Source organism: Pseudomonas sp. 9.1(2019), assembly GCF_009910445.1.
Lineage (GTDB): Bacteria > Pseudomonadota > Gammaproteobacteria > Pseudomonadales > Pseudomonadaceae > Aquipseudomonas > Aquipseudomonas paraversuta.
Map to the genome: position 1 here is coordinate 323,022 of NZ_VBWF01000002.1, position 12,002 is coordinate 335,023.

Genomic DNA, 12,002 nt, shown 5'->3' on the forward strand with positions numbered 1-12,002 from the left:
GTGCTCTGATCGCTGGCAAGCCAGCGCCCACATTTATTGCTGCCAGCCGGATCAGCCGTTAATCATCGGCAGGTTCAGGCCCTGTTCGTTGGCGCAGTCGATGGCGATGTCGTAGCCGGCATCGGCATGGCGCATCACGCCGGTGGCCGGGTCGTTGTGCAACACGCGGGCAATGCGCTCAGCGGCTTCGTCGGTGCCATCACACACAATCACCATGCCCGAGTGCTGCGAGAAGCCCATGCCTACGCCGCCGCCGTGGTGCAAGGACACCCAGGTCGCGCCACTGGCGGTGTTGAGCAAGGCGTTGAGCAGTGGCCAGTCGGATACGGCATCCGAGCCATCTTTCATCGATTCGGTTTCGCGGTTCGGGCTCGACACTGAACCGGAGTCCAGGTGATCGCGGCCGATCACGATCGGCGCTTTCAGTTCGCCGCTACGCACCATTTCGTTGAACGCCAGGCCCAGCTTGGCGCGCTGGCCCAGGCCAACCCAGCAGATACGCGCCGGCAGACCCTGGAAGCTGATGCGTTCGCGTGCCATGTCCAGCCAGTTATGCAGATGCGCGTCGTCGGCGATCAGCTCTTTGACCTTGGCATCGGTCTTGTAGATGTCTTCTGCATCGCCAGACAGAGCAACCCAACGGAACGGGCCTACACCGCGGCAGAACAGTGGACGTATATAGGCCGGTACGAATCCCGGGAAGTCGAAGGCGTTTTCAACGCCGACTTCTTTGGCCATTTGACGAATGTTGTTGCCGTAGTCGAAGGTTGGAATGCCGGCCTTCTGGAACGCCAGCATGGCTTCAACGTGTTCGCCCATCGAAGCCTTGGCGGCTTTGACCACGGCAGCCGGATCGGTCACGGCGCGGTCGCGGTACTGTTCCCAGGTCCAGCCTTTTGGCAGGTAGCCATTGAGCGGATCGTGGGCGCTGGTCTGGTCGGTGACCATGTCCGGGCGCACACCACGACGGACCATTTCGGGCAGCAGTTCGGCAGCATTCCCGCACAGGGCTATGGAGATGGCCTTGCCTTCAGCGGTGTATTTCGCGATACGGACCAAGGCGTCGTCCAGGTCGACGGCTTGCTCGTCGACATAGCGGGTGGCCAGACGGAAGTCGATGCGGCTCTGCTGGCATTCGATGTTCAACGAGCAGGCACCCGCCAGGGTCGCGGCCAGTGGCTGCGCACCACCCATGCCGCCCAGGCCTGCGGTCAGTACCCACTTGCCTTTAAGGCTGCCGTTGTAATGCTGACGGCCGGCTTCGACGAAGGTTTCGTAGGTGCCTTGCACGATGCCCTGGCTGCCGATGTAGATCCAGCTGCCGGCGGTCATCTGGCCGTACATGGCCAGGCCTTTGGCGTCGAGTTCGTTGAAGTGTTCCCAGGTGGCCCAGTGCGGTACCAGGTTGGAGTTGGCGATCAGTACCCGCGGCGCGTTGCTGTGGGTCTTGAACACGCCGACCGGCTTGCCCGACTGCACCAGCAGGGTTTCGTCGTCGTTGAGGTTGGTCAGGCTTTCGACGATTTTGTCGTAGCACTCCCAGTTACGCGCTGCACGCCCAATACCGCCATATACCACCAGTTCGGTCGGGTTCTCGGCCACTTGCGGGTCGAGGTTGTTCATCAACATCCGCAGCGGAGCTTCGGTCATCCAGCTTTTGGCAGTGAGCTGGGTACCGCGGGCGGCGCGGATTTCACCATCACGATGACGGGTAAACGCAGCTGGCGATTTAGGGGTAGTTGAAGTCACGGGTAACTCCTCAGCGATGGGCAGATGCGTCGGGGACAAGAGGGTCGACGCACACTTATGTACTTGTACATACAAGCATATGCAAGTAAGCGGCCAAGGTGCGATATCAGCCCGTGAAATTTCAGTATTCAAAGCTGCAAGCCACGAAAATCAAGGCGATGAGGGACGAAGGATTTTTTTGCAGGGAGTAAAGGGCAAAGCGCAGGGATGTTACTGAAGCGGGGGTTTTGCGTCTTTTTGGGGCGTTCGGTAACAAGATGGGGCGCAGCAATGACTCAAACCTTGCAGGAGCGAGCTCTTGGTGGCCGCATTCAAGAGCTCGCTCCTACAGAGGTGTATGTGCGGCTTAGATCCCGCTCAACTCAATCACACAGCAGCGGCCGGTTACCGTGATTTCCAGCAGTTCACTGTTGTCGTTCAGCTGCAGGCAGTCATAACGCCCCAGATGTTGCTGCTGAGTGTTACCCGGGCAGACATGGACTTGCTCATCGACAGCGAAAACCAGCAGGGTCCGGGCCGAGCTGAAGAAACGCTGCGGTGTTACCGCGTCCAGCCACTGCAGGCGCGCACTGTAACGATCCGGGGCGTAGATCAGGTTGAAGTCGCGGATTGGTCCGTCAATCAAGGTGCAACTGACCGCGCTGTCACCTTTGAATGCATAGGCATCGAACGGCAACAGGGCCCGGGTGCTGGCGCCATCGACCTGCAGGTTCATGCCCGCGCCTTGCAGCACGCTGATAATTCGCTGATAGCCATCGAAGCGGGAAAATCCGCCCGACTCACCAATATCGGCAATCGACAGGCGCCAGCCGAAACCTTCAAGGCCTTCCCCGGCGTCACGGGTAATTTCTTCGGTGCTGCCGCCGCCGTTTTTCCACGGCATGCGCGGGTAATCAACAGCGCGTAAAACTTTCAATTCATTCATTTACTGAAGCGTCCTTCCAGGCGATGGCGGGAACCGGGGTGGATCAACCGGGCGGCGGTAACAGGCTGACGCCCGGACCAGGTGCGGCGGCGGATCAGCAAGCAGGGTTCGCCGGGTTCGATTTGCAGCAGTTTGCACTCTTGGGAGTCAGCCAGAATCGCTTCGACAATGTGCTCACCCTCGGTCAGGGGTGCGACCTGGGACAGGTAGGCGTAGGGCGTTTGCAAAGTGAAGTCTTGCTTCAAGTAGTCCGGCGCCACCTGGGCATTGACGAAACGGTCCTCAATTTGCACGGCAATTTCGTTTTCGTAATGCACGATCAATGAGTGAAACACCTTCTGCCCTTCGCGCATGTCGAGCACGGCCGCGCGCTCTGAACCGGCAAGCTCTTCACCCAGGCTGATCACCTTGCAGGAGTGCCGGTGCCCGCGAGCGGCGATTTCATCGGCAATGTTATTCACTTCAAACAAGGCCGACTGGGTTTTGGGCTCGGCGACAAAGGTGCCGACACCTTGCATGCGCACCAGCAGGCCGTCGGCGGTCATTTCACGCAGCGCACGGTTGATGGTCATGCGGCTGAAGCCCAACTGGCTGACCAGTTCGCTTTCAGAGGGCACGCGGTAATGCGGAGGCCAGTTCCCGCTCTGGATTTGCTGGGTGATCATCTGCTTTACACGGGCGTATAGCGGGGCCGGGCTATCGCCCATGTGGGCGGCCAGCGGGGACACGACAGGCGGAGTCGACACAGGCAATCCTTGTTTATGAGTTAGGGGCTTAGATTGCCGGAGTTTACCGAGCAGGCAAACGTCTGTATATGTATATACAAATAACAAACCATGGGATGCCGAACCAATGTCCGTCTTCTTTGCCGAGCGTGCGCTGTTACCTACAGGCTGGGCGACCAATGTCCGAATCGAGGTGGGTGCCGATGGCCGCCTGACCCGCATCCAGGCCAATGCCGACGCCCACGGCGCCGAACGCTTGAGTGGCCCGCTGCTGCCGGGCATGCCGAACCTGCACTCGCACGCGTTCCAGCGCGCCATGGCCGGGCTGGCCGAAGTCGCGGGCAATCCCGATGACAGTTTCTGGACCTGGCGCGACCTGATGTATCGGCTGGTCGGCAAAATCAGCCCCGAACAGCTCGGCGTCATTGCCCGGCAGCTGTATATAGAAATGCTCAAGGCCGGCTACACCTCGGTTGCCGAGTTTCATTACGTTCACCATGACCTCACGGGCCAGCCCTATGCCAACCCGGCAGAGCTGGCACTGCGCATCAGCGAAGCGGCCCGTTCGAGCGGGATTGGCCTGACCCTGCTCCCTGTGCTGTACAGCCACGCCGGTTTCGGCGGCCAGGCGCCCAATGAGGGTCAGCGACGCTTTATCAACAGCACCGAGCAATACCTGCAACTTCAGCAACAGTTAAAGCCGCTGCTGGCACAACAACCGGCCCAGAACCTGGGCCTGTGTTTCCACTCGTTGCGCGCCGTGACCCCGCAACAGATCCACGATGTACTGGCTGCCAGCGACACCACCTGCCCGGTGCATATCCATATCGCCGAGCAGCAAAAGGAAGTCGACGACTGCCTGGTCTGGAGCGGCAAGCGCCCTATCCAGTGGCTGTATGACAACGTCGAGGTTGACCAGCGCTGGTGCCTGGTACACGCCACCCATGCCGATGCGGATGAAGTACGTCTGATGGCACAAAGCAAAGCGGTGGCTGGTTTGTGCCTGACCACTGAAGCCAACCTGGGTGACGGGATCTTTCCGGCGGTGGATTACCTGGCCCGGGGCGGTCGCCTGGGGATTGGCTCGGACAGCCACGTGTCATTGAGTGTGGTCGAAGAGTTGCGCTGGCTGGAATACGGCCAGCGCTTGCGTGACCAACGCCGCAACCGGCTGTATCGCAGCGATCAGCCCATGGTCGGGCGCACACTGTACGACGCGGCCCTGGCTGGCGGCGCCCAGGCGATGGGCCAGCCGGTAGCAGGTCTGGCCGTAGGCCAGCGCGCAGACTGGCTGGTGCTCGACGGCAAAGACCCGTACCTGGCCACTGCCCAGGACGACGCCATTCTCAATCGCTGGTTGTTTGCCGGTGGCGACCGCCAGGTGCGCGACGTACTGGTGAATGGCCAGTGGGTGGTCCGCGACGGCCATCACGCCGATGAAGAAGCCAGCTGCCGCGACTTCACCCGGGTATTGCGCGAGCTGTTGGGCTGACGGAGCGAGGTTGCCTGTAGGAGCGAGCTTGCTCGCGAGCTCTTTCAACCGCCGACAGCTCGCTCCTACAATGACTCTGGGCCTTGATGTTGTGCGGCCCATTCCCGCACCTCGGCATAGGGGTAGTTTTCCAATGCCGCAAACCCGGTAATCCCCCGGGCTTTCATTTTGGTAAACAACGGCACGCTGATCCCGCATAAAAACCGGGTCAGGCGTTCCGGCGGGGGATAACTTGCGGTGAATTCCTGATGCCTGTGGATAAAAGCAGCGCACAGCGCTTCAAAGTTTTTATCCACAAGCGGCGCCAGCGCGGGGGGTTCAGGCAAGTGCGCGACCTGCCCGGCACACACCGAGCAATGCCCGCATTGTTGCGGTGCCTGCCCGTCACCGAAGTAGTGCGCCAGGCGATAGCTCAGGCAGGTGTCACTGGCGAACAATGCCAACATGGCGTGAATGCGCACAATCTCGCCACGCTCATGGGCTGTGAAGTACTCATGCAGCTCCAGGCTCAGCGCCTCGACGTCAAACTCTGTCAGCAACAGGCTGTAAACCTCGGTCATCTGTTTGCTTTCAAGCTCGATCCAGCCCTTTTCCTGGAAATAATCCAGCGCTTTGACCACCCGGTTACGGTCGGCCTGATGCTGGCTGTACAGGGTGTCGAAATTGACCGTGGCCCAGGTGCGGGCACGACTGGAGGTCTGGATAATGGCCGAGACAAACTGCTGGCGCTCACCCTCGAATCTGGCCAGCAGTGCATCGGGCTCAATCAGGAACTTGAAACGGTACTCGGCAAAATACGCATAGCGCGGAGCAATCAGGCCACGCAATTCCAGCTGCACCAGCAGGGTCTTGAGCGGAAGCTGGCGAATATTGCTCTGATCGGCCAAAGGCCCCAGCAAGAATTCCCACTGCCCTTCGGGGATGGCTGCACGCAGTTCTTCAAGCACACAGCGGATGCCCTGCAACTCTGGGGTGTCGCCGTACACAAAATTTTCCAGCACGTTGAGACTGTCACGATTGGCCAGAACCAGGCAGTCCGATGGCTGGCCATCACGCCCGGCGCGACCGATTTCCTGACTGTAGTTTTCGATCGACTTGGGCAAGTCGAAATGCACTACGTTGCGGATGTCGCTTTTATCGATGCCCATGCCAAAGGCGATGGTGGCCACGATGCAATTCAATTGCCCGCCCATGAACTGACGTTGAATGCCCTCGCGCTGATCGTGGGGCAAACCGGCGTGATAAGCGTTGGCGCTGATGCCGTTCTGGTTCAGATGCGCGGCGATCTGCTCCGCAGTCTTTTGCAGGGTGACGTAGACAATGCTCGGCTGGCCGCTGCGCTCGCCCATCCATTGCACCAGGCGCTGGCGCTTGGCGGCCCCGGTGACCGGCTCGACCCACAGGTTGAGGTTGGCGCGATAGAAACCGGTGGTGATCACATCCGCCTCGGCGATCGCGAATTTGCTCTGCATGTCGGCAATCACGTTGGGCGTGGCCGTTGCCGTGAGCAGCAAGGCTTGCGGGATGTTGAACTGACGCTGGTAGTCCGGCAGCTTCAAGTAGTCCGGGCGAAAGTTATGCCCCCACTCGGAGATACAGTGGGCCTCGTCCACAACCAGTAACGAAATCGGCACCTGCTGCAAAAAATTGCGAAAACGCTCGTTCTTCAGGCGCTCAACCGAAATCATCAGGATCTTCAATTCGCCCGCTTTGGCCCGGGCCATGACCGCACTGGCGTCATAACGGCTTTGCGCCGAATCAATGCTGGCGGCGGCAATGCCATGGCGCTGTAAAAACGCCAACTGGTCCTGCATCAGCGCCAGCAGCGGCGACACCACCAGCGTCAGGTGCGGCAGCAGCAAGGCCGGCAGCTGGTAGCACAGCGACTTGCCCGAGCCCGTCGGAAAAATCGCGGCCGCAGAACGCCCGGCCAGCACGGCACTGATCGCCGCCTCTTGCCCGTCACGAAACTGTGGATAACCGAAAACCTGTTCCAGGGTGTTGTGCATAACTGTCACTCCATTGACCGCTGCAAAGCGCAAAACTCTAACCCGAGCCGTGCAGTCGATCGAGAAAAGGCAGCAGGCTTGACGCCACAAATTGATACAGAGAAAACCTGCACGCCTGGACAAAACCACAGACATTAACACGCCTGACCCGACCTGCCGCACGCAGCGACACCACGGGTATTAACCATGGAATTTATCTACAAAAGGACCCACCCATGCCTGAGGCGTTACCCCATCACCGGAATAAAGCATCGGTTTCCATGCTGCAGCGCACCACTCTGCTCGTCCTGCCCGTGCTCCTTTTGGGCTGCGTCACACCAGCGCCCGCGCCGCCGGAACTGGACACAAGTGTCTTTGAAACAACTGAATACCTCGCACAGAAAGCCCTGCCGGTGGTCAAGGCCTCGACGCTCTATGCCCGGGGCGGCACCGGCCAGAACGTCAAGGTTGCCTTGATTGACTCGGGCATGAACGACACCCTTTCCGAGTTCCGGGGGCGTATTGCCGACCCCGGCCATGACTTTGTGCGCAAGCAACCGGGCACCGTCGACATCAAGGGCCACGGGACACAAATGGCCGGCATTATCGCCGCCAACAAAGACGACAAAGGCATGCATGGCATTGCCTTCAACGCCCAACTGATCCCCATGCGCTTTGGCGACGACAAGGAGCCGTTCTATTTCGACACTGAAATTGCCCGGGCGTGGCAACTCAGCCATGACAAGGGCGCACAAATCATCAGCAACTCATGGGCCAACCCGATTGAAGCCAACACCAATGAAGCCATTATTTATGAACGCCTGATGGGCGACTCCCTGGCGGCTGCCAAAAAGCTGGTGGCGGACGGCGCCGTCTTGGTGTTTTCCACCGGTAATGAAGTCAAGCGCGAACCCCTCGCCGAACCGGGCCTGCCCGCGCTGTACCCCGAACTGGAACCCGGCTGGATTGCGGTAATGGCCCTCAAGAGCGACGGCACTGCCATCAACCAGAAATCCAACTACTGCGGTCTGGCAGCACGCTGGTGTATTGCAGTACCCGGGGGCGACAGCGGGGATGGCTTGCTCACCACACGCGAGGACGGCAGCTATGGACCGACTATCGGAACCTCTCCTGCCGCGGCGCTGGTCAGCGGCGCCCTGGCAGCCCTGCAAAGCCGTTACCCGCAGATGACCCCGCAACAGTTGCGCGAGCGCTTGCTCAGCACGGCCAATCGCAGCGGCATCTATGCCAACAGCGAAGCTTACGGGCAAGGCTTGATGGATCTGGAGGCCGCTTCGCGTCCCGCCCCCGGCCAGTAAAGTGAGGACGTCGGCCCACTGGCTAAAGACCCATGGGCCTGCGTACCGTCTTGAGGTATTTTGCTGCTCACCCAAAGCCGATCTCGCCCAAACTGCCATACGGAGACTGCCGCCATGAAACTCGCCGCCGACCTGCCAGATAACCCGACCTTGCGCGAGCTGGTGCAACTGCTGCATGAAGAAATCGGCCTGCCGGAACACAAGACTGTCAGCCTGAAGACATCGATCAACCTTGACCTGGGCTGTAACGGCAGCGACGCCCTGCATTTGATGGAAGTCCTCGAGGAGCACTTCGGTCTGGACCTGGCGGACTACGATGCCTACCGCTATTTCCAGCCGGCAGGCAACGATCCGCGTTTCAAGCGCGATGCCAAGGGCCGGGGCAATAAAGTGCCCCTGACCATCGGCATGCTGTACGCGGCGATAAACAGCGGGCAGTGGGACACGCACACCCTGGAAGGCTAAATTCCAGGCAGAAAAAAGCCGCCCTTGCAGGCGGCTTTTTCGTGGATCAAACAGCTGACCGCAAGCTTACAGCTTAGGGCCGGCAGCCTTGATCGCGTCGCTGACGTCGAACTTCTTGAAGTTCTCTACGAACAGGCCGGCCAGGGCTTTGGCAGCTTCGTCGTAGGCAGCTTTGTCAGCCCAGGTGTTACGCGGGTTGAGCAGCTCGGTGTCAACGCCCGGTACGGTCAATGGCACGTCGAGGTTGATGGTGTCCAGGTGCTCGGTTTCTGCACCGATCAGAGCGCCGCTCTGGATTGCTGCAATCACGCCGCGGGTAGTCGGGATGTTGAAACGCTTGCCAACGCCGTAGCCGCCGCCGGTCCAGCCGGTGTTAACCAGGTAAACCTTGGAGCCGAAGCCACGGATGCGCTTGATCAGCAGCTCTGCGTATTCGCCAGCCGGACGCGGGAAGAACGGTGCGCCGAAGCAGGTGGAGAAAGTCGACTTGATGCCGCTGCCCGAACCCATTTCAGTCGAGCCCACCAGCGCGGTGTAGCCGGACAGGAAGTGGTAAGCCGCCTGCTCTTCGCTGAGGATCGAAACCGGAGGCAGTACGCCAGTCAGGTCGCAGGTCAGGAAGATCACAGCGTTTGGCTCGCCGCCCAGGTTCTTCTCGGAACGCTTGGCAACGTGCTCCAGCGGGTAGGCTGCACGGCTGTTCTGGGTCAGGCTGACGTCGGCATAGTCAGGGTGCTTGGCGTCGTCGATGACAACGTTTTCCAGCACCGCACCGTGCTTGATGGCTTTCCAGATAACCGGCTCGTTCTTCTCGGACAGGTCGATGCACTTGGCATAGCAACCGCCTTCGATGTTGAACACCACGCCTTCGCCCCAGCCGTGTTCGTCGTCACCGATCAGGTAACGGCTTTCATCGGCGGACAGGGTGGTTTTACCGGTACCGGACAGGCCGAAGAACAGAGTCACGTCGCCTGCTTCACCGATGTTGGCGGCGCAGTGCATCGGCAGCACGTCGGCAGCCGGCAACAGGAAGTTCTGTACCGAGAACATGGCTTTCTTCATTTCACCGGCGTAACGCATACCGGCGATCAGCACTTTTTTCTGGGCGAAGTTGAGGATCACGCAACCGTCGGAGTTGGTGCCGTCACGCTCTGGCACGCATTCGAAGTTGGCCACATTGAGCACTTGCCATTCTTCACGACCGGCCGGGTTGTACTGAGCCGGGTTGATGAACAGGCAACGACCGAACAGGTTCTGCCAGGCAGTCTGGGTGGTCATCTTCACGGCCAGGTAGTGGTCTTCGGAAGCACCTACATGAACGTGGGAAACGAAGTGTTCCTGCGCATTGTTGAACGCCTCGACGCGGTCCCACAGAGCATCGAACTTGTCAGCCGGGAACTTGCGGTTGATCGCGCCCCAGGCAATGGCAGCCTGAGTAGTCGGCTCTTCAACAATGAAGCGGTCAGCTGGCGAACGGCCTGTACGGTGGCCTGTTTTAACTACCAGTGCGCCATTGTCGGCAAGCTCGCCTTCACCACGGCTCAGGGCTTCTTTGACCAGATCGTCGATGCTCAGATCGGTGTACACGGCGTTATTAGCTTGCGTCATGAGGTTCCCCGTCGGCCATTGGCCGAGTGCGCCAAACGTTTTGTAGTAGAAAAGTTTGCACTACTACCGCGAAAAAAGTGGGGCGGATTATGCCAGAAATGCCCAAAAAAAGTAGGGCCCACCTGTCAGAACCGCGCAAGAACGGGGTTTGACAGGTGTTTCACCTGGGCTGAAACGTTTTAGTGATGAGTGTCGGAAGGCGACTTTATACCGGCACCGGAGAACAATTGGTCCACATCGGCAGCATCGAACAGGTAGCGCTCATTGCAGAACTGGCAGTCGATTTCGATATGGCCGCCATGTTCGGTGACCAGATTCTGCGCATCTTCAAGACCCAGGCTGGTCAATGCAGTGCCCGAGCGCTCACGGGAGCAGCTGCATTTGAAAACAACGGTTTCGTCGTCAAACAGGCGCACGGTTTCTTCGTGGTACAGGCGATGCAGGATGGTTTCGTTGTCCAGACTCAACAATTCTTCAGCCTTGAGGGTATCGCCCAGCGCCAGCAATGTGTTCCAGCTGTCTACGCGCTCATCTTCATCTTTGGTTTTGTCGGCCGGCAGTTGCTGCAGGAACATGCCGCGGGCACGTTTGCCATCCGCGACCAGCCAGAAGCGGGTCGGCACTTGCTCGGACATGACAAAGTAGTTGGTGAAACAATCCGCCAGGGTTTCGCCGTTCAGATCCACAATGCCCTGGTAACGCTTGCCAACGGTCGGATCGATAGTAATGGCCAGTACGCCGTTGGGCAGCAGGTCTGCAAGGGTCGCATCCGGGGCAATCCGCTCGGCGTCAAAACGGGCAATACCGCGAATTTCACGGTCGCTGGTGCACTCGATCATCAGCAGTGGTACCGGACCTTCAGAGCGCGCCTGCAGGCTCAGAAGACCATCGATTTTCTGGTTGCCCACCAGCAACGCAGCCGCTGCCATCAGCTCACCCAGCAACTGCTGGACCGGCAGCGGATAATTATGTTTGGCCAGCACTTCAGCGTAACTGTGCTCCAGCGAAGCCAGCTCGCCGCGGGCATCACAGGTGTCGAACATGAAGCGTTGGGTGGCATCGGTTTTGTTTAAGTCGGACATAGGAATAAGATTCTAAAAGTGGTTACTAAATGTGTTCGAGCCTGTAAACAGACTGCAGATATTAAGGCTAATAGCCCTATATGGCGTCACACATGAATGGTTACAAGCCCCCGGCTAGCCAGACACGACGCACGGTCGGTGAGCCATTGACGGCCAGGCAGCCCTTGCGGGAGCCAGGCTCCCACAAGGATTGATATAGGGCACAGAGCTAATCCGCGGTGCCAGAATCATGAAACTGATGCAACTGGCGGCGTTGTTTCTTGGTTGGTTTACCATCGCTGATAATGCCCATCGCCCCCGATTTTCGCATCGCTGCCAGGCTTTCGCGCTTGGCAATGCTCTGCCCGGTTTCGGCGTACAGCAGTTGCGCTTCAGGAGCGCCGCGGCGCACCACCGACAAGGCTTTGACCTCCACAGTCCGCTCTTCGAGCCCTACACGGATTTGCAGCTCGTCGCCAATCCGTGGCTCTTTGCTCGGTTTGCAGCGCTCACCACGGCAGTGCACCTTGCCGCTCTCAATGGCGGTCTTGGCCAATGCACGGGTCTTGTAAAAACGTGCAGCCCATAGCCACTTGTCCAGACGGACCTTGTCGTCCTCTTCCTGTTTCTGCGCCATTGGAACCCCCTTCACCAGATATTCGGAACTGTA

Annotated in this window: 10 protein-coding genes; 3 read left to right on the top strand and 7 right to left on the bottom strand. The window is 59.3% G+C overall.

The window, feature by feature from the left end:
• Nucleotides 1-51: 51 nt before the first annotated feature.
• From hutU to hutC, 3 genes are all read right to left on the bottom strand, one after another.
• A complete protein-coding gene (gene hutU / locus FEZ21_RS02140; protein ID WP_060781838.1) occupies nucleotides 52-1,749 on the bottom strand; it encodes a urocanate hydratase in 1,698 nt (565 codons plus the stop codon).
• 346 nt (nucleotides 1,750-2,095) lie between these two features.
• Nucleotides 2,096-2,674: a HutD family protein gene (locus FEZ21_RS02145; RefSeq protein ID WP_003438691.1), complete on the bottom strand. Its 579-nt coding sequence runs from the start codon at nucleotides 2,672-2,674 to the stop codon at nucleotides 2,096-2,098.
• Entirely contained in the window at nucleotides 2,671-3,381 is a 711-nt protein-coding gene (gene hutC, locus FEZ21_RS02150) for a histidine utilization repressor (protein ID WP_165439545.1), read from the bottom strand. Before hutC ends, FEZ21_RS02145 begins: the two co-directional genes overlap by 4 nt.
• Before the next feature lie 145 nt (nucleotides 3,382-3,526).
• On the opposite strand from hutC, the gene FEZ21_RS02155 reads away from it, so the two are divergent.
• The gene (locus FEZ21_RS02155; protein WP_127195693.1) at nucleotides 3,527-4,891 is read left to right on the top strand and encodes a formimidoylglutamate deiminase; all 1,365 of its coding nucleotides are present in this window, start codon (nucleotides 3,527-3,529) and stop codon (nucleotides 4,889-4,891) included.
• Nucleotides 4,892-4,956: 65 nt separating this feature from the next.
• Here the strand turns inward: FEZ21_RS02155 and FEZ21_RS02160 are convergent, their stop codons facing one another.
• Nucleotides 4,957-6,900, bottom strand: coding sequence for an ATP-dependent DNA helicase RecQ (locus tag FEZ21_RS02160; protein ID WP_160626354.1), 1,944 nt, complete (start codon nucleotides 6,898-6,900; stop codon nucleotides 4,957-4,959).
• Between the two features lie 260 nt (nucleotides 6,901-7,160).
• On the opposite strand from FEZ21_RS02160, the gene FEZ21_RS02165 reads away from it, so the two are divergent.
• Together FEZ21_RS02165 and FEZ21_RS02170 are read left to right on the top strand one after the other, a co-directional pair.
• On the top strand, nucleotides 7,161-8,198 hold the full coding sequence (locus tag FEZ21_RS02165) for a S8 family peptidase (protein ID WP_127195766.1): 1,038 nt from the start codon (nucleotides 7,161-7,163) through the stop codon (nucleotides 8,196-8,198).
• A gap of 114 nt (nucleotides 8,199-8,312) precedes the next feature.
• The gene (locus tag FEZ21_RS02170) at nucleotides 8,313-8,663 is read left to right on the top strand and encodes a DUF1493 family protein (protein WP_160626356.1); all 351 of its coding nucleotides are present in this window, start codon (nucleotides 8,313-8,315) and stop codon (nucleotides 8,661-8,663) included.
• Nucleotides 8,664-8,729: 66 nt separating this feature from the next.
• Here the strand turns inward: FEZ21_RS02170 and FEZ21_RS02175 are convergent, their stop codons facing one another.
• The 3 genes from FEZ21_RS02175 to FEZ21_RS02185 all read right to left on the bottom strand — a co-directional run bounded on the left by FEZ21_RS02175 (nucleotide 8,730) and on the right by FEZ21_RS02185 (nucleotide 11,969).
• Nucleotides 8,730-10,271, bottom strand: coding sequence for a phosphoenolpyruvate carboxykinase (locus FEZ21_RS02175; RefSeq protein WP_003438681.1), 1,542 nt, complete (start codon nucleotides 10,269-10,271; stop codon nucleotides 8,730-8,732).
• Between the two features lie 179 nt (nucleotides 10,272-10,450).
• The gene (gene hslO, locus FEZ21_RS02180; RefSeq protein ID WP_160626358.1) at nucleotides 10,451-11,353 is read right to left on the bottom strand and encodes an Hsp33 family molecular chaperone HslO; all 903 of its coding nucleotides are present in this window, start codon (nucleotides 11,351-11,353) and stop codon (nucleotides 10,451-10,453) included.
• A gap of 208 nt (nucleotides 11,354-11,561) precedes the next feature.
• Nucleotides 11,562-11,969: an RNA-binding S4 domain-containing protein gene (locus FEZ21_RS02185; RefSeq protein ID WP_160626360.1), complete on the bottom strand. Its 408-nt coding sequence runs from the start codon at nucleotides 11,967-11,969 to the stop codon at nucleotides 11,562-11,564.
• Nucleotides 11,970-12,002: the final 33 nt, after the last annotated feature.

Excerpts from the sequence above, each read along its gene's own strand:
- FEZ21_RS02145 (WP_003438691.1), bottom strand. The coding sequence starts at position 2,674 with ATGAATGAATTGAAAGTTTTACGCGCTGTTGATTACCCGCGCATGCCG.
- hutC (WP_165439545.1), bottom strand. The coding sequence starts at position 3,381 with ATGGGCGATAGCCCGGCCCCGCTATACGCCCGTGTAAAGCAGATGATC.
- FEZ21_RS02155 (WP_127195693.1), top strand. The coding sequence starts at position 3,527 with ATGTCCGTCTTCTTTGCCGAGCGTGCGCTGTTACCTACAGGCTGGGCG.
- FEZ21_RS02160 (WP_160626354.1), bottom strand. The coding sequence starts at position 6,900 with ATGCACAACACCCTGGAACAGGTTTTCGGTTATCCACAGTTTCGTGAC.
- FEZ21_RS02165 (WP_127195766.1), top strand. The coding sequence starts at position 7,161 with ATGCTGCAGCGCACCACTCTGCTCGTCCTGCCCGTGCTCCTTTTGGGC.
- FEZ21_RS02170 (WP_160626356.1), top strand. The coding sequence starts at position 8,313 with ATGAAACTCGCCGCCGACCTGCCAGATAACCCGACCTTGCGCGAGCTG.
- FEZ21_RS02175 (WP_003438681.1), bottom strand. The coding sequence starts at position 10,271 with ATGACGCAAGCTAATAACGCCGTGTACACCGATCTGAGCATCGACGAT.
- hslO (WP_160626358.1), bottom strand. The coding sequence starts at position 11,353 with ATGTCCGACTTAAACAAAACCGATGCCACCCAACGCTTCATGTTCGAC.
- FEZ21_RS02185 (WP_160626360.1), bottom strand. The coding sequence starts at position 11,969 with ATGGCGCAGAAACAGGAAGAGGACGACAAGGTCCGTCTGGACAAGTGG.